Annotated in this window: 13 protein-coding genes; 9 read left to right on the plus strand and 4 right to left on the minus strand. The window is 68.3% G+C overall.

Annotated elements, in window-relative coordinates; translation table 11 throughout:
* Positions 1-73 precede the first annotated feature (73 nt).
* Both xylB and xylA read right to left on the minus strand, forming a co-directional pair.
* On the minus strand, positions 74-1,360 hold the full coding sequence (xylB, locus tag RU09_RS02405) for a xylulokinase (RefSeq protein WP_042537078.1): 1,287 nt from the start codon (positions 1,358-1,360) through the stop codon (positions 74-76).
* A 5-nt stretch (positions 1,361-1,365) separates the two neighbouring features.
* Positions 1,366-2,553 (minus strand): xylose isomerase, encoded by a 1,188-nt coding sequence (gene xylA / locus RU09_RS02410; protein WP_042537080.1) that lies wholly within the window; start codon positions 2,551-2,553, stop codon positions 1,366-1,368.
* 86 nt (positions 2,554-2,639) lie between these two features.
* Here xylA and RU09_RS02415 point away from each other — a divergent pair, with 86 nt between their 5' ends.
* The 4 genes from RU09_RS02415 to RU09_RS02430 all read left to right on the plus strand — a co-directional run bounded on the left by RU09_RS02415 (position 2,640) and on the right by RU09_RS02430 (position 6,366).
* On the plus strand, positions 2,640-3,809 hold the full coding sequence (locus RU09_RS02415) for an ROK family transcriptional regulator (protein ID WP_042537082.1): 1,170 nt from the start codon (positions 2,640-2,642) through the stop codon (positions 3,807-3,809).
* 88 nt (positions 3,810-3,897) lie between these two features.
* Positions 3,898-4,761, plus strand: a complete 864-nt coding sequence (locus RU09_RS02420) for an AraC family transcriptional regulator (protein ID WP_042537084.1) — start codon at positions 3,898-3,900, stop codon at positions 4,759-4,761.
* Between the two features lie 109 nt (positions 4,762-4,870).
* Positions 4,871-5,503 carry a GyrI-like domain-containing protein gene (locus RU09_RS02425; protein ID WP_042537087.1) on the plus strand — a complete coding sequence of 211 codons (633 nt, stop codon included), beginning with the start codon at positions 4,871-4,873 and terminating at the stop codon, positions 5,501-5,503.
* A gap of 65 nt (positions 5,504-5,568) precedes the next feature.
* Positions 5,569-6,366 carry a DUF1206 domain-containing protein gene (locus tag RU09_RS02430; RefSeq protein WP_042537090.1) on the plus strand — a complete coding sequence of 266 codons (798 nt, stop codon included), beginning with the start codon at positions 5,569-5,571 and terminating at the stop codon, positions 6,364-6,366.
* A 9-nt stretch (positions 6,367-6,375) separates the two neighbouring features.
* On the opposite strand, the gene RU09_RS02435 is transcribed toward RU09_RS02430, so the two are convergent.
* Positions 6,376-7,023 carry a LysE family translocator gene (locus RU09_RS02435; RefSeq protein WP_042537092.1) on the minus strand — a complete coding sequence of 216 codons (648 nt, stop codon included), beginning with the start codon at positions 7,021-7,023 and terminating at the stop codon, positions 6,376-6,378.
* Positions 7,024-7,235: 212 nt separating this feature from the next.
* Between RU09_RS02435 and RU09_RS02440 the strand changes: the two genes are divergently transcribed.
* The 5 genes from RU09_RS02440 (at position 7,236) to RU09_RS02460 (ending at position 15,120) form a co-directional block, all read left to right on the plus strand.
* Positions 7,236-9,761 (plus strand): prealbumin-like fold domain-containing protein, encoded by a 2,526-nt coding sequence (locus tag RU09_RS02440; protein WP_156145858.1) that lies wholly within the window; start codon positions 7,236-7,238, stop codon positions 9,759-9,761.
* A 67-nt stretch (positions 9,762-9,828) separates the two neighbouring features.
* The gene (locus RU09_RS02445; protein WP_042537095.1) at positions 9,829-11,310 is read left to right on the plus strand and encodes a SpaH/EbpB family LPXTG-anchored major pilin; all 1,482 of its coding nucleotides are present in this window, start codon (positions 9,829-9,831) and stop codon (positions 11,308-11,310) included.
* A gap of 99 nt (positions 11,311-11,409) precedes the next feature.
* Positions 11,410-12,372 (plus strand): class C sortase, encoded by a 963-nt coding sequence (locus tag RU09_RS02450; RefSeq protein ID WP_082041005.1) that lies wholly within the window; start codon positions 11,410-11,412, stop codon positions 12,370-12,372.
* 92 nt (positions 12,373-12,464) lie between these two features.
* The gene (locus RU09_RS02455; RefSeq protein ID WP_042537097.1) at positions 12,465-12,962 is read left to right on the plus strand and encodes a hypothetical protein; all 498 of its coding nucleotides are present in this window, start codon (positions 12,465-12,467) and stop codon (positions 12,960-12,962) included.
* Positions 12,963-13,221: 259 nt separating this feature from the next.
* Complete coding sequence (locus RU09_RS02460; RefSeq protein ID WP_042537099.1) at positions 13,222-15,120, plus strand: sigma-70 family RNA polymerase sigma factor; 1,899 nt, start codon at positions 13,222-13,224, stop codon at positions 15,118-15,120.
* 4 nt (positions 15,121-15,124) lie between these two features.
* Here RU09_RS02460 and RU09_RS02465 read toward each other — a convergent pair whose 3' ends face one another.
* On the minus strand, positions 15,125-16,714 hold the full coding sequence (locus RU09_RS02465; RefSeq protein ID WP_042537102.1) for a PucR family transcriptional regulator: 1,590 nt from the start codon (positions 16,712-16,714) through the stop codon (positions 15,125-15,127).
* Positions 16,715-16,760: the final 46 nt, after the last annotated feature.

Consider the following 16,760-nt stretch of genomic DNA (forward strand, 5'->3'; position numbering starts at 1 on the left):
CGAAGCGCAGATCTCCTCCCGAGGCGCAGATCTCCTCCCGAGGGGCCGTCCTCCCGAGGGCAGATGCGCAGGATCAGTCGACGATCAGAGCAGCCTGGCGCGCAGCGCCGAGCGCCACGTACTCACCGGGTTCCGGCACCTCGACAGGGAGACCCAGGATCTCCGGCGCCACGCGGCGCACGGCCTCCGACTGCGCGCCGCCGCCGATCAGCAGGGCGCGCTCGAGAGGGATGCCGAGGTCGCGCAGCGCGTCGAGGCCCGCGCCCAGTCCGCGCAGCATCCCCTCGACCGCAGCGCGGGCCAGGTTCTCCCTCGTCGTGGATGCCAGTGTCATGCCCGAGAGGGATGCCGTGGCATCCGGCAGGTTGGGTGTGCGCTCGCCCTCGAAGTAGGGGAGCAGCGTGAGTCCGTCCGCGCCCGGCGTGGCCTGCAGAGCGAGATCGCTGAACTCGTCGTGCGTCACACCGAGCAGTGCTGCCGTCACGTCGACGACCCGGGCCGCGTTGAGCGTGGCGACGAGAGGAAGGAAGTTGCCCGAGGCATCGGCGAACCCTGCCACAGTTCCGGTCGCATCGCTCAGCGGGGTGGTGCTGATCGCACACACCGTGCCGGATGTGCCGATCGACACGACCGCATCCCCGGGCACGGCGCCGAGCCCGAGTGCGGCAGCGGCGTTGTCTCCGGCTCCGGCGCCGACGCGCCGACCATCGGCATCCGTCGTCCACTCGTCGTGTGCGAGCACCCGGGGCAGGATCGCATCGTGCCCCAGAGCGGCGACCAGCAGCTCGCGGTCGTACTCGCCCGTCGACGGATTCCAGTAGCCGGTGCCCGACGCATCCGACCGATCGGTCACGAGCTCGTCGAGCACCGGGTTCTCGGGGCCGAAGCCGCGCAGGCGCCACGTCAGCCAGTCGTGTGGAAGAGCGACCGCGGCCACCCGTGCCGCGTTCTCGGGCTCGTGATCGCGCAGCCAGCGCAGCTTCGTGATCGTGAACGAGGCCACGGGAACGAGCCCGGTGCGCGCGGCCAGCTCTGTTGCTCCGTACTCGGCGATCAGTTCCGTCGCCGCCCCTGCGGAGCGCGTGTCGTTCCACAGCAGTGCATCGCGGATGACACGGCCGGATTCGTCGAGCGCCACCAGGCCGTGCTGCTGCCCGCCGATCGACCAGGCCTCGATCTCGTCGAGAGAGCCGGCCTCCGTGATCGCGGCGTTCAGGGCACGCCACCAGGCCTCGGGGTCGACCGACGTCCCGTCAGGGTGCGTCGCGCGACCGGCGCGGACGACAGCGCCGGTCGCCGTGTCGACGACGACGGCCTTGCAGGACTGGGTCGACGAGTCGACCCCGAGAACCAGCGGCATGTCGATCAGCGAGCGCCGAGCAGGTGCTCGGTCGCGAGCTGCTGCAGTCGGACGAAGCCGAAGCCCTTGCCGCCGAAGTAGGAGTTCGCGTCGAAGTCCTCGTATGCCGAGCGGTCGGCGAGGAAGTCGTCGTAGCTCTCTCCGGGGTTGAGGGTCGGCGTCGAGAGCTCGTCGACGCGAGCCGCCGCGAGTGCCTCCTGCACTTCGGGGTCGGCGCGGAACGCCGCAGCGCGCTCCTTCAGGAGCAGGTAGGTGCGCATGTTCGCGGCCGCAGAGTCCCAGACGCCCTTCTCGTCTTCGGTTCGGCTCGGCTTGTAGTCGAAGTGGCGCGGGCCGTCGTAGGCGGGCACTCCGCCGGGGCCGCCGTTCTCGAGCAGGTCGACGAGCGAGAAGGCGTTGTGCAGGTCGCCGTGACCGAAGACGAGGTCCTGGTCGTACTTGATGCCGCGCTGACCGTTGAGATCGATGTGGAAGAGCTTGCCGTGGAAGAGCGCCTGCGCGATGCCGGCGGTGAAGTTGAGCCCGGCCATCTGCTCGTGACCCACCTCGGGGTTCACGCCGACGAGCTCGGGGCGCTCGAGCGAATCGATGAAGGCGATCGCGTGCCCGAGGGTCGGCAGCAGGATGTCGCCGCGCGGCTCGTTGGGCTTCGGCTCGATCGCGAACCGGATGTCGTAGCCCTTGTCGGTGACGTAGTCGCCGAGCAGGTTCACGGCCTCGCGGTAGCGCTCGAGTGCCTGGCGGATGTCCTTCGCGGAGTCGTACTCGGCACCCTCGCGCCCACCCCACATGACGAACGTCTTGGCGCCGAGCTCCGCGCCGAGGTCGAGCTGGCGGAACACCTTGCGCAGGGCGTACCGGCGCACATCGCGGTCGTTCGACGTGAAGCCGCCGTCCTTGAAGATGGGTGCGCTGAACAGGTTGGTGGTGACCATCGGCACGACGAGGCCCGTGTCGTCGAGGGCGCCCTTGAGCCGGTCGATCTGCGTCTGGCGCTCGGCGTCGGTCGATCCGAAGGCGAACAGGTCGTCGTCGTGGAAGGTCAGACCGTAGGCGCCGAGCTCGGCGAGCTTCTCGACGGCGTGCACCACGTCGAGCGCGGGCCGGGTGGGGCCGCCGAAGGGGTCTGCGCCGTTGTAGCCGACGGTCCACAGGCCGAAGGAGAACTTGTCATCGCGGGTGGGGGTGCTCATGGCTGCTCCTGTGCAGGTCATCGAATAAGTTGTGCTTGACAACATATCTCATGACAGGGGGCGCGTCCACCCCCTACAGTGAAGGGATGCCGTCGCAGTCGAGCCCCGCGCTGGGCACCCGCCCCCACAATCTCTCCCTCATCCTGCGGCTCGTGCACGAGAACGGCGCCCAGTCGAGAGCAGCTCTCACCGAGCAGACGGGGCTCAACCGCTCGACGATCGCCGACCTCGTCGCAGAGCTCGTCAGACGGGGGCTCGTCGACGAGCGGGTCCCGGACGTCGCCGGTCGCGTGGGTCGACCGTCGCCGGTCGTGACTGCCTCTGCTCGCATCGTCGCCATCGCGGTGAACCCGGAGGTCGATGCGATCGAGATCGCTGCGGTCGGCCTCGACCGCAGCATCCTCGTGCGCGAACGCCTGCCGAACGAGACGGTGCCGACACCCGGAGTCGTCGCGGCGACGATCGCCGAGCGCATCGCCGCATGGCGCGAGGGGCCGCTCGCCGATACGCGGATCGCGGCCATCGGCGTCGCCGTGCCCGGTCTCGTGCGCGCCTCCGACGGGGTCGTGCGCAACGCGCCGCATCTGGGCTGGACCGACGTGCCGCTCGCCGACCTCGTCTCCGCGGCCACGTCGTCTGCCGCCTTCGTCGACAATGATGCGACGCTCGGGGCCATCGCCGAGCACCGCTACGGCGCCGGCCGCGGCATCGACGACGTCGTCTACCTGAACGGAGGTGCGTCGGGCATCGGCGGCGGCCTGATCGTCAACGGCAAGCCGGTCGCCGGCGCGGGCGGATACGCGGGGGAGTTCGGCCAGAACAGGCCGCGGATCTCTGCAGACGCGGATCGCCGCACCGCCGATGGCGTGCTCGAGGCCGAGGTGAGTCGCCGTCTGCTGCTCGACGCGGTGGGCCTCGATACGGCGGATGACGAGACGCTCGACGCCGAGCTCTCGGAATCCGGATCGGCGGTGGTGGCTGATGAGATCACGCGTCAGGCGCGTGTGCTCGCGGGGGCGCTGGCCAACGCCGTCAACGTGCTCAACCCCGCTCTCGTCGTGCTCGGAGGGTTCCTCGCGACGATCGCCGATCTGAGGGCGACGCAGATCGCGGACGACGTGCGAGCGCTGGCGATGCCGGAGAGCGCGGAGACGCTCGAGATCCGTCCTGCCGCTCTCGGCGCCGACAGGCTGCTGATCGGCGCGGCCGAACTGGCCCTCGCCGACCTGCTCGCGGATCCGGGGGAGCGCAGCTGACCTCGCGAGGCGGCTGATCGGATCCGACCCGGAAAGTCGGGTCGCGGCACACCCTCGGATCGCACGATGGTGAGGAAAGGAGGACCTCATGATCGGAACGCTCAACGCACTGGTCGATCTCGTCGAGGCTGACGCCGCAGACGAGATCGACGTCGCCGGGTTCGCTCGTGTCCACGGGACGACGGAGTACCACCTGCGGCGGATGTTCTCGGCTCTGGCCGGGATGCCGCTGTCGGAGTACGTCCGCCGCCGCCGGATGACGCTCGCCGGAGCAGAACTCGCCGCCGGCGCCCCGAACGTGCTCGATGTCGCGGTGAGACACGGCTACGGCTCGAACGAGGCGTTCGGCCGCGCGTTCCGCGCCGTGCACGGGATCAGTCCGGTCGACGCGCGCCGCGACGGGGGTCCTCTCCGCACACAACCCACGCTCCGGTTCCGCCTGAGCGTCGAAGGGAGCACCCAGATGGACGTCACCATCATCACCACCCCCGAGCTCGTGCTCGTCGGCCACGCCGCGCGAGTGCCGCTCATCCACGAGGGCGCGAATCCGCACATCCAGGCGCACATCGCCTCGATCGCGCCCGAAGAGCATCTCAGGCTGAAGGCGATGAGCGACGCGGAGCCCGGCGGAATCCTCGCCGTCACCGGTGATGTCGCACCGGACGCGCCGGAGGGGACGGAGCTCACCTATCTGCACGGCGTCTCCGTGTCTGCATCCACCGTGGTTCCCGACGACCTTGACGCCATCCGGGTCGAGGCGGGCGCGTGGGCGGTCTTCTCCGCGTCAGGTCCGTTCCCTGAGACCCTGCAGACCCTCTGGGCGGCCACGGCGACCGAGTGGTTCCCGTCGAATCCCTGGCGGCTGCGCCCTGGTCCGTCGATCGTGCGGTACCTCGAGTTCACCGGCTCGCACGCGTCGTGCGAGCTCTGGCTGGCGGTCGAGCCGGCGTGACGCGACTCGGGTGGGCGGCACGGACTGTCGCGCCGCCCACCCGATGTCTGCGGCCCGTGCGACACTGTGGCGACGGTCGGATGCCGATGCCGCCGTGAGAGGACCCGCGATGGCGCTCGATCCCAAGAAGACCCTCGACGCCTATCGGGCGAAGCGCGGTGAGTTCCGCATCCTCGAGGTGCCCCCGATGCAGTACCTGATGGTCGACGGTGCGGGCGACCCGAACAGTGCCCAGGCGTATCAGGATGCGGTGTCCGCCCTCTTCCCCGTCGCCTACACTCTCAAGTTCGCGAGCAGGGACCAGCTCGGGATCGACACGGTCGTGATGCCTCTCGAGGGGCAGTGGCACGCACCCGACATGGAGTCGTTCACATCGCGCCGCGACAAGTCGGCGTGGGAATGGACGCTCATGATCATGGTGCCGGAGCACGTCACCCGCGAGATGTTCGATCGCGCGGTCGACACGGTCGAGGAGAAGCTCGCGAAGAAGAAGCAGGCATCTCCCGCGCTGCGGTCCGTGCGGCTCGAGACCCTCGACGAGGGACTGTGCGTGCAGACCCTTCACGTCGGCTCATACGACAATGAGGCCCCGGTGCTCGACGAGCTGCACCACCGGTTCATCCCCGAGAACGGTCTGGCCATGACGGGGCTGCACCACGAGGTCTACCTCAGCGATGTCAGGCGCGTCGATCCGTCGAAGCTCCGGACGATCCTGCGCCAGCCCGTGGAGCGCACCGGCTGACGAGTGTCGAGCGCGCTCCGCGCAACCCCTCCGGCGTTCTTCGTGGCGGGGGATATCCTGCTCGGATGACCTCAGCGAAGGGTGCCGCGCGCACCGCGCAGCGATCCGATGCCTTCCGACGGGTGGCGCGGGCAGGTTTCGTCGTGGTCGGTCTCGTGCACATCATCATCGGGGCGATCGCCGTCTCCATCGCCACAGGCGGCGGCGGCGACGCCGACCAGGACGGAGCGATGGAGCAGATCCGCTCGACCCCCGTCGGCGGGCTGGTTCTCGGGCTGGTCGCGGTGGCGCTGGTCGCCCTTGCCGTGTGGCAGATCGCCAGCGGGCTCCTCGCCCGCGGCAAGGAGCCCCGCAAATGGGGGATGAGGATCAAGCTCATCGGCATCGCGGGCGCGTACCTCGTGATCGCCGGCCTTGCGCTGATCTTCGCCTTCGGAGGGCATGTCGAGTCCGAGACGACGCTGCGCGCCCTCAGCGCGGTGATCCTCGGTGCTCCCGGAGGGATCGTGCTGCTCATCATCATCGGGCTCACCGTGGCGGGTGTGGGTGTCGGGTTCATCGTCATCGGCTTCACCCGGGGCTTCGAGAAGACGATGGATGTTCCGGAGGGGCCCTCGCGGCCCGGGATCATCGCCCTCGGCATCGCGGGCTACATCGCCAAGGGCATCGCGATCACCGTGACCGGATTGCTGTTCGTCGTCGCGGCGTGGACGCAGGACCCCGAGAAGGCTGCCGGCCTGGATGGAGCCCTGCGGAGTCTGATCGACCTGCCCCAGGGCCGCGCGATCCTCTGGCTCGTCGGGGTCGGACTCGCGATCTACGGCATCTTCTCGATGGTCCGCGCGCGCTTCGCACGGATGTGACGCTGCGCCTCAGCCGTTAGCGGGCTTCTCGCTCCACAGCAGCAGGAACGCGCCGAGGCCGATCATGAGCCCACCTCCGGTGGCGCCCATGGCCTCGATGCGGCGAGGAGATCGACCGAACCACTCACGGGCGCCGCTGGCGAGCAGCACCCAGATCGCATCGCAGGCGACACCGATCGCGACGACGATCGCGCCGAGCACGAACAGCTGCATCGGCACCGACCCCGCGTGCAGGTCGACGAACTGCGGGAGGATCGCCAGGAAGAAGGCGATCGACTTGGGGTTGGTGACGCCGACGACGAAACCCTCGACGAGCAGCCGCACGCCTGATCGCCTCGCCACCGGCCCGGTCATCGTGGCCGCGGAGTCCTTGCGATGCCTGATCGCCTGGATGCCGAGGAACACCAGGTAGCCGGCGCCGAGCACCTTCACGATCGTGAAGAGCACGATCGACTGCGCCACCACCGTGCCCACCCCCAGCGCGACGCCGACGACCAGCACGATCGACCCGAGCGCCGTGCCCAGGATGCTGAGAAATCCGCCGAGCCGCCCCAGGGCCATCGCTCTGCCGATCGTGAAGAGCACCGTCGGCCCAGGGATCACGACCATCACGAACGCGGCCACGACGAAGGTCGCAAGGGTCTCGGCGCTGAACATGCTGCGAGCTTAGGGCAGGCCCGCGGAGACCCTCGAAAAGTTTTTTCTCGCGCCCGTCATAAAAACTCCGCATCCAGGTCTGGGTATGTGACAGGCAGCTTCTGCTTCCTGTTCGCACTGGGGACACACACGACTTTTCGGGGACAAGGCATGCGCCTCTCCTGCTCGCCGTACGTGGCGGACGGGATCGGCGCGCCGGGATTGGGACATTCATGAGCATTCGCTCGCACCACCGCACGACGGAGCGGTCATCACGCTCCGGAGTCGCGCCTCGCCGACGGGCGATGACGCGGCTGCTCGGCGTGCTCGCCATCGCCGGCGTGCTCGTCGCCGGCGCGACTCTCGCCCCCAACAGCGGCATCACGGCCGCGGCGACGGTGGCTGGCACTCCTGGCACCCCGCAGCCGGGCACGCCCGTGTACACCGAGAACTTCTCGAACCAGAACGCGTCGCTCCTGCCGATCAGCATCCTGAACTACACGGGTGGCGCGGCCGCGGCCAACTCGACGTACACCGCCTCGACTCAGTACACGCCCGCCGGCAACCAGTGCAACGGATGGGTCATGAGCAGCGTGACCCCGACGGCGCCCGTCACCGATCTCGGCTGCCTCAACAACCCGACCACGACCTGGCCCACGCTTCAGCAGATGGCGGCGGCACTCGGCACAGCGCAAGGGCAGACGGCGGCTCAGGCCGCGACGAACCAGGTGCTCACCTCGTACACCAACGCGACGAACGGCGTCATCGCCGCCGGCACGCAGTTCCGCACGGTCAATACGATCCCCGCGGTCGCCGGACACTACTACGCCGTGTCGGCGTACTTCGCCGCGGTCAACTGCCCCGCCGCCGGTGGTGCGAACCAGCCCAAGGAGACGTTCAGCCTGATCGTCAACGGCAACCCGATCGTGCTCAGCACGGGTCTGAACCCCTGCACGAACAACACCTTCTGGGGCACGCAGACCGCGAAGCTGCAGTCTGCTGCCTATCAGGTGCCCGTCGGAACCACGGCGAACCTCGGCCTGACGCTGTTCAACGCGACCGCCACGGGTTCGGGCAACGACGTCGCGTTCGACCTGCCGCAGATCGTCGATGTGACTCCTCAGCTCGACAAGGCGTTCAGCCCGACGGTGATCACGAACGGCTCGACCTCGAAGATGACGCTCACGGTCACGAACACGAGCGACCTCATGGCCAAGAACGACTGGTTCATCACCGACGCGCTGCCGGCGAACCTCAAGATCGCGGCGGCGCCGAACGTCGGCGGAACCTGCGTCCAGCGCGCCGGTGCGGCCTATGCGGTCACGGCACCCGCAGGCGGAACCTCGGTGTCGGTCACCGGCGGCGACCTCGCCTTGGGCCAGGCCTCGTGCACGATCACGGTCGACGTCACCTCGACGGTCAACGGCACCTACATCAACGGCCCGGCCAACATCACGACGAACCTGAACCCGCCGGCCGACGCCTCGCTCGAGGTCATCCAGCCGTCGATCGACATCGTCAAGAGCATCACCGCCGTGAACGGGGTCGCCGTGACCAGCGACACCGACCCCGACAAGGTGTACACCAAGGTCGGCGACGTCATCACCTACTCCTTCGTGGCGACCAACACGACTCCCAAGGCACCGACCAACACGACGCTCAACACCAACCTGACGAATGTGCGCATCACCGAGGACGCGTTCTCCGGTGTCGGTGACATGAGCGCCCTGACCTGCGTTCCGCCGCAGGGCTCCACGCTCGCCAGCGGCGCCAAGATGACCTGCACGGCCACCTACGTGGTGCAGCAGGGCGACATCGACAACGCACCGCTGACGAACGTCGCACGCGCCACCGGAACTCCGGCCGTCGGCCCCACCGTGACCGACACGGACGACGAGATCATCCCGGCCACATGGACGCCCGAGATCGTGCTCGACAAGACGGCCTCGGTCGTCGACGTCGACCAGGACGGCGTGACCGGGCTCGGCGATCACATCATGTACGCGTTCGACGTCACCAACACCGGCAACGTCACGGTCGCGAACATCACGGTGGTCGACGACCGGCTGACGCAGCGCAACATCACCGTGACGTGCACGCCCACGACCATCGCGCCCACTCAGGTCTCGCACTGCATCGCGAATGCGCCGTACGTCATCGGACAGGCCGATGTCGACGCGAAGAAGGTCATCAACACGGCCCACTCCACGGGAACCGACCCCAAGGGCGGCCCGGTGCGCTCGAACAACGACAGCACCGAGACGCCGATCGAGCCGTTCCGCATCCCGTTGCAGATCGAGAAGGTCGGCGAGGCATCCGCGAACACGTGGGTGCGCATGGACGGCTCCTCGTTCGCCGTGCTCGCCGACGCGAACGGCGAGCCGGGCACCGCGCTGCCGTTCACGATCAACGGCATCGAGACGGGACTGTTCCAGATCGACAGCATCCCCGCCGGCACCTACTGGCTGAGCGAGCTGACGGCACCAGACGGATTCAGCCTGCTCGCAGCGCCGGTGAAGTTCACCATCAACCCCGACCGCACCGTGAGCATCACGGCAGGCGGCGACGCGGCGGTGACCGCCACAGGCCAGATCATCACGGTGCGCGATGTTCCGGCGATGAGCCTTCCGACCACCGGGGGGACGGGCGCGCTGCCCTACATCCTCGCCGGTTCCCTGACCGTGTTCGGCGCGGGCGCGCTGGCCCTCTGGGTCCGCAGACGTAGTGCACGTGCCGACGCCGATGACCCGCAGATCTGATCTGCACTTCTCACCGACCACCATCTGTACACCACCAGGGCGACCTGGCCACCGAGAGAGAGACACAGTGAACACTCCCAACAACGGACGCGGATCCCGCGTCGCGGCAGGTCTGCTCGTCGCAGGCGTCGCCGCGCTGACCCTCGCAGCACCCGCAAGCGCTGCGACACCGAACCTCGTCGACCCGGATGCTGTCGGTTCGCTGACGATCCACAAGTTCGAGGCGCCTGAGACGCCGACCGGCCTGCCGAACGACGGCACCGAGCAGAACGTCGCACTGGCACCGCTGCCCGGCGTGGGCTTCACGGTCTACAAGGTCGACACGATCGATCTGACGAGCAACCAGGGCTGGATCGACGCGAACGATCTCGCCGACCTCGACCCCGACAGTGTCGCCGACATCACCGCTGCCGGCTACACGGCCAGCGCGGTCGGCGGTCAGACGCTGACCGACGCGAACGGCGAGATCGCTCTGGCGAACCTCGACCTGGGTCTGTACTTCGTGGTGGAGACCGCGCCGCTGGCGGGCTCGACCGGTGTGGCGCCGTTCCTCGTGACCGTGCCGTTGACCGATCCGGCCGATGACAGCAGCTGGCTGTACGACGTGCACGTCTACCCGAAGAACGCCCTGACCGAGGCGACCAAGACCGCCGAGGACTCGGAAGACGTCAAGCTCGGCGACGAGATCGACTTCACCATCACGGGTGACATCCCCAATGTCGCCGTCATCGACGGCTACAAGATCGTCGACACGCTCGACGACAAGCTCGACTACGTCAGCGCCGCCGTCTCGCTCGTCGACGGAACCCCGCTCGCCGCGGGCGACTACACGATCGTGCACGACGCCGCGACCAACGCGGTCACGGTCGAGTTCACCGCGTCGGGCCTCGCAGTGCTCGCAGCTCACCCCGCGACGCAGGTGCAGGTCGTCGTCACGACCGAGGTCAACACGGTCGGCGAGATCGCCAACACGGCAGTGCTCTACCCGAACGCCGGTTCGTACACGGTTCTGCCCGGTGAGCCCGGCGGACCCACGGTCACCCCTGAGGTCATCACCAAGTGGGGCGACATCACGGTTGAGAAGACGGACAAGGCCGGCGCACCGCTCACCGGCGCCGTGTTCTCGGTGTACCCGACCGAGCAGGACGCGATCGACGGCACCAACGCCATCGCCCTCGCCGGCTCGACGGAGTTCGCGGTCGCCGCTGACGGCACCGTGACCATCTCGGGTCTGCGCTACTCCGACTGGGCGGACAACGCCACGGTGGCAGTGGGCGAAGACGGCTACCAGTCGTACTGGCTCGCCGAGATCGTCGCACCCGACGGATTCGAGCTGCTCGCGGCTCCGATCGAGTTCACCGTCACCGCAGCCACCACGGCCGTGGGCGTCGACCTCGAGGTCGTCAACGTTCCCTCGAACGCCGGCTTCACCCTGCCGCTGACCGGTGGCACCGGCACGACCCTGTTCCTCGCCGGTGGCGTCATGCTGCTCGGTGGAGCGGTCCTCCTCGCCATCCGCAGCCGCCGCAAGGCCGCAGCACAGGCGTAACCCGAAAGACCGGCCGTGCGGGGGAGGTGAAGACATTCCTTCCCCCGCACGGCCCACTCGTCTTCACCTTCTTCCCCTTCTCCGATCAGAGAGCGCAGCATGACCCTCATCGACGCGTCCACACCGGATTCTCCGGCGCGACCCTCCACGCGTGCCACCGCGCACAGGACGCGGTGGGGATGGAGTCAGTCGATCGTCATGCTCATCGCGACCATCGGCATCGTGGTGCTCGTCTATCCGACCGCAGCCTCGTGGTTCTCCGCGTGGAGTCATGACACCGATGTCGACGGCTACGTGCAGTCCGTCGAGCAGATTCCCGATGCGGCCGTCGACGAGATGCTCGCCGCGGCCGACGAGTACAACGAGAACCTGCCGACCGGACCGCTGCGTGACCCCTATGCACTCGGCGCGGACGGTCAGCAGACGGCGATCGGGGAGGGCGCGTCGGCATACTTCGACACCCTGAGCGCCGACGGAACAGACACGATGGCACGGATCCGCATTCCGAGCATCCACGTCGACCTGCCGATCTTCCATGGCACCGACGAAGAGACACTGTCGCGCGGGATCGGGCACCTTTACGGATCGTCCCTCCCCGTGGGCGGCTCGGGCACCCACTCGGTGCTCACCGGGCACAACGGCTTCGTGCAGGCAACCCTCTTCGACGACATCGACGAACTCGTCGAGGGCGACATCATCGTCGTCAGCACCCTGGGCCGAGACCTCTACTACGAGGTCGACCAGACGAAGACCGTCCTTCCGAACGATGCGGAGGATCTGCGCCAGGTCGCCGGCAAGGACTACCTGACGCTCGTCACCTGCACGCCCACGGGCGTCAACACCCACCGTCTTCTGGTGCGCGCCGAGCGCATCGACGCTCCGACCGAGGAATCCTCCGTCACCACGATCGCGGACACGACCGACCCGGCGGGATTCCCGTGGTGGGCACTGCTCGTCGTCGGGGTCCCGGTGCTCACTTTCATCGTCGTCATGCCCCGGCGCGGGCGCAAGAACCGCAGCGGCCGACGAGCCACGCATCGTGCCGCTGAATCCGACTCATGACAGTCGACATGACAGTGGACCGCACCGACTCGAACCGAGGAGATTCCGGTGGGGCTGTTCCGAGTCGACGGCCGCGGCGACGATTCGGTCTGTTGTTCGCGAGCATCGTGCTCGTCGGACTCGGGATGTCTTTCCTCTCGGCATCCGTGTTCGCCCCCGATCTCGTGGACAAGGTGACCGGTGACGTCAAGGTCTCGGTGCTGAAGCAGTTCCATCAGATCTTCGCCCCCGACGAGCTGCCGACGATCCGGCTCGGGGGTGAGGGCGGGATGGTCGAACTCGACCACTGCGACGGCACGTTCACCGAGATGGTCAGCTATCGGATAGACGACGTGCTTCCGCTCTTCGCCGCCCACAACAACTGCGGAGGCGACGTGATTCTCGGGTGGGATCTCGGTCAGCGCGTCATGGTCGAGGGCTCTGACGTCGTCTACGAGGTCGTCGAGGAGAGGCACACTCCGAAGTGGTCGAACGTCGAGGCGCTCGTCGGCATGACGGGCGAGTTCATGGTGCAGACCTGCTTCTACGGCGAGAACAGGATGCGCTTTCTGTCGCTCGCACCCGTGGGCCCGGCGGGGAGCGTCGACTGATGTGCCTTTCGTCGAAGAACTCCGGTGGGCCCCGTCATGTTTTCCGGTCATATCGGTCTTGTAGGTATGGCCATCGGCCGCGCGTCGGGTTCCCGGCCGACGCCCGCACAGCAGAGATCGACCGCTCCCCGGCCGAACCCTCTCCCCGCGGAATCGACCCCTACGAGGGTCCGAGGGACGAGGCATCCCCACTGCCTCGTCCCTCATTCGTCTCCGGCGCTCCCCGTGAGACGCCGGTCCTGACAGCATCCGGAGCAGCATGAATTTCGGCACGCACATCGATGGTGAAGACGACATCTCGGGTGAACCATCCGATGCTCAGATCATCGAGGCCGTGCGCGGCGGGGACATCGGTGACTTCGCGCTTCTCTGGCGCAGGCACGTCGAATCGGCTCGGCGTGCGGCCAGGGCGATCTCGCCGTCGTCGGATCCCGACGATCTCGTGAGCGAGGCCTTCGCGTCGATCCTCCGGGTGACGAAGGCGGGCGGTGGACCGAGCGACGCCTTCCGGCCCTATCTTCTCGCCACGTTGCGCAACACCGCCGCCCGCTGGGCTCGGAACGGGACAGCGCTCTCGATCGACCTGGTGCCAGAGCGCGACCTGTCAGCGGAGGACGGCGACGCCTTCGAGCGCATCGCCGAGCGGTCCAGCATCGCCGCGGTGTTCGGCACGCTGTCGGCGAGGCACCGGACCCTGCTCTGGTACCTCGAGGTCGAGGGGATGAAGCCGAGAGAACTCGCGCCCCTGATGGGAATGACCTCGAACGCGGTCTCCGCCCTGGCCGCACGGGCACGCGACAGCTTCCGTCGAGCCTGGCTGGAGGCGCACATCCACGACCCCTCCCGGTCGGAGGAGTGCCGGTGGTTCTGCGAGCGCGTGGTGGCCAGGCGAGAGCGCTCGATGGGTGCTGGCGATGCGGACCGCTTCAGCGAGCACATGAACACGTGCGGCGGATGCCGGATCGTCGCTGCGGAGATCGACACCGTGTCGCAGCGGCTGCGTTCGATCCTGCCCGCGGCACTGCTCGGCGGCGCGGCGGCGGCGATCTACACAGGCGATGGGACGGCAGAGGCCCACGTCATGGGGGCGGCCTCGTCGGTCGGGTCAGCCGGGGCGTTCGGGACGGACGGAGGGGCATCGTTCGGCGCCGGCACTCCTGCCGCCGCGCACGGAGCAGCATCGGCGGTTCCGGCCGGAGGCCTCGCGGCGCTGGCGGCCACCGCTGTCGTCGTCGTCGGCGCTGTCATCTTCACCGGCAGCGTGCTGACTCTGTCCGCCGGGGATTCCGATCGCACCGAACTCCCTTCGTCGTCGTCTGAGGTGACGATCGCGGGTGAGGCCGGTCCGGTTCTCGAAGAGCTGCCCCACCCTGTGGTCCTGCCGCCTGCGGCCGAACCGACGCCCGAGGCGCAGCCGGCACCGGAGCACGAGCCGGCGCCCGCACCGGAGTCGATGTCGGATTCGACGGAGAGCGATCCGCGTGAGAGCTCGGCACGAGTCACGGAGGAAGGCCACCGGCTGGTTCCGGGCAGCGATGGCACTCCGGTTCCGTCGACAGTCGCGCCCGAGACGACGGGGCCGACCGAGGGCAGCGCGGAGGCATCACCTCCCGTCGACGCACCGGAGTTTCGCATCACGCAGTCGATCGCGCAGAACTCCTTGATCCCGGATCTGCTGGAGGGGATCGGCACTCCCGGCGCGATCATCACGGTCGTCGACGAGAACGGTGTGGTGCTGCATAGGGCGATCGTCGATGAGTTCGGCGCATTCGTGCTCGACGTCTCGGGCGAAGAGACTCACCAGGGCATGACGCTCAGTGTGGGGCAGCAGGACGCCGTGACCGGATTCACCGAGTGGGCGGAGGACATCGGGCCACTGACCTTCGCGACACCGACCATCGCGCCCGCCGACCCAGACACCTGCCCCGGGGTCTCTCTCGGCGCTGTGAGCTGCCTGCGTCTGCGCGCCGAGCCGGATGCGTGGGTCGAGCTGCTCGATGGTCAGGGGCGGTCGCGCATGGTGTGGCTTTCGGCCGCAGCTCGCGACGGGATCGTCATCCGCTCCGGGGCCGATGAGCCGTTCGTCGCCGCCCGATACGTCGACCCGACGACGAAGCGCGCCGGCGTGACCATCCTGCTGCCGGCGGCCATCGAATGAGCGCTCAGTCCGTTGTGCGCGAGTCGGCTGACAGACGGAGCCAGAGCCAGAGCCGGGTGTCGGGCGAATCGAGATCGATCCCCAGCTCGGTGCGCACGACATCGAGCCGGTACCGGACGGTGTTCTGGTGAACGTGCAGCGCATTCGCCGTCTCGCGGACGCTGCCGAGCTGGTCGAGGTAGACGCGCACGGTGCGCGTCAGGTCGGTGCCCTGTGCCGCGTCATGTGCGGCGAGGATGCTCGCCGCATCGCCGACCGCGGCGTCGAGGCCCTCGATGAGATCGCCGACCTGAAGGATCGCGAGGCGATCGCGCATCTCGTCGAAGGTCGCGACAAGGGCGTGACGGTCTCTGTCATGGCGCGGCGAACTCATGAGCGCGCCGGCGACGGCTCCGGCCTCGCGGTACGAACGAGCGATGCCGTTGATGTCGTTCGCACGCCTGCCGATGCCTGCGATCAGCGCGTTGTCGACGCGGACCATCGCCTGGGTGAAGGTCTCGGCCGCTGCCTGGTGAGGGCCGGGGATGAGCGTCACGACCTGGGAGCCCACGATCGCGCTGTGCGAACCCGGGAACGCGGCGCTGGACACGCTGATCGCCAGATGGAGCACGCGGTGCAATCCACGCACAGCCTCGACCTCGTCGAAGGTGTTCACCCGCAGGCACACGACGGTGCAACCGGCCTCGGGTCGGAGGAGCAGCTGCGAGGCCGCGCCGCGGGCATGCCGACGGTCCTCGAGAAGCGTTCGGAGAAGCCCGGAGGTGCGCTGGTCGCGGTCGCCCGCGTCCTCGCGTGCGCGCAGCAGATGCTGGGCGACGATCGGCTCCATCTCCTGCAGCAGATCTCGGGTGTGGGCGGCGTGCGACGGGTCGACCTGGATCACCCAGAGAGAGCCGAGCAGTTCTCCCGACGCTCTGACGGCGATCCCGACCCGGCCGAACAGGTCGGTGCTCGAGGGGAAGTGCCGCGCCTCGGTGACACGGAGCAGCGATCGGTAGCGGGAGTCGGACGTGATCGAGATGTCCTCCTGCAGCAGGAGAGTGGTGCGTCGTCGTGCGTCGTCGATCGGCTGCTCGCTGTGCGTGGAGTACCCCACGACCTGGCCCGCGGAGTCGACGATGCTGACCGCTCCGCCTGCCAGGGTGGCGACCGCGTCGGCAAGACCGAAGAGATCACCCAGCCGCACGCCGGTGACCTGCCCGATCGAGTGAGCACCCAGCAGCGACCGCAGGACGTTCGCGAGCTGCGCCCAGTCTCCCTCGCCGTGGCGGAGCACGGCGAGGGCGGGGTGCTGATCGGTCGACGTCCAGTCCCGAGGATCGTCGTCCATGGGGGCACGCAGCACGAGAGCGGCCGCCCCGGCGTCGGCCAGCTCGGCTATGAGCGCCGTCACGTGACTCGATGCGACGCCGGCACCGAGCACGATCCGGTCGATGTACGCGGGGGCCGGTGTCGACGGATCGTAGAACTCCACTCCGGCGAACGTCCTCGAGTCGAAGCGGGCGCTTCGGGCAGCCGTGAAGAGCCGCCCGCCACTGACCCGCAGAGCGTCTCGCAACGTCGGATCTGCGGGGTGAACCTCGGAGGCTGCCATGGAACCTTCTCTACTCGACGCGGAGAACTTTCATACGAATCTACAT

Source organism: Microbacterium sp. MEJ108Y (assembly GCF_000834175.1).
Classification (GTDB): Bacteria; Actinomycetota; Actinomycetes; order Actinomycetales; family Microbacteriaceae; genus Microbacterium; species Microbacterium forte.

Excerpts from the sequence above, each read along its gene's own strand:
- xylB (WP_042537078.1), bottom strand. The coding sequence starts at position 1,360 with ATGCCGCTGGTTCTCGGGGTCGACTCGTCGACCCAGTCCTGCAAGGCC.
- xylA (WP_042537080.1), bottom strand. The coding sequence starts at position 2,553 with ATGAGCACCCCCACCCGCGATGACAAGTTCTCCTTCGGCCTGTGGACC.
- RU09_RS02415 (WP_042537082.1), top strand. The coding sequence starts at position 2,640 with ATGCCGTCGCAGTCGAGCCCCGCGCTGGGCACCCGCCCCCACAATCTC.
- RU09_RS02420 (WP_042537084.1), top strand. The coding sequence starts at position 3,898 with ATGATCGGAACGCTCAACGCACTGGTCGATCTCGTCGAGGCTGACGCC.
- RU09_RS02425 (WP_042537087.1), top strand. The coding sequence starts at position 4,871 with ATGGCGCTCGATCCCAAGAAGACCCTCGACGCCTATCGGGCGAAGCGC.
- RU09_RS02430 (WP_042537090.1), top strand. The coding sequence starts at position 5,569 with ATGACCTCAGCGAAGGGTGCCGCGCGCACCGCGCAGCGATCCGATGCC.
- RU09_RS02435 (WP_042537092.1), bottom strand. The coding sequence starts at position 7,023 with ATGTTCAGCGCCGAGACCCTTGCGACCTTCGTCGTGGCCGCGTTCGTG.
- RU09_RS02440 (WP_156145858.1), top strand. The coding sequence starts at position 7,236 with ATGAGCATTCGCTCGCACCACCGCACGACGGAGCGGTCATCACGCTCC.
- RU09_RS02450 (WP_082041005.1), top strand. The coding sequence starts at position 11,410 with ATGACCCTCATCGACGCGTCCACACCGGATTCTCCGGCGCGACCCTCC.
- RU09_RS02460 (WP_042537099.1), top strand. The coding sequence starts at position 13,222 with ATGAATTTCGGCACGCACATCGATGGTGAAGACGACATCTCGGGTGAA.
- RU09_RS02465 (WP_042537102.1), bottom strand. The coding sequence starts at position 16,714 with ATGGCAGCCTCCGAGGTTCACCCCGCAGATCCGACGTTGCGAGACGCT.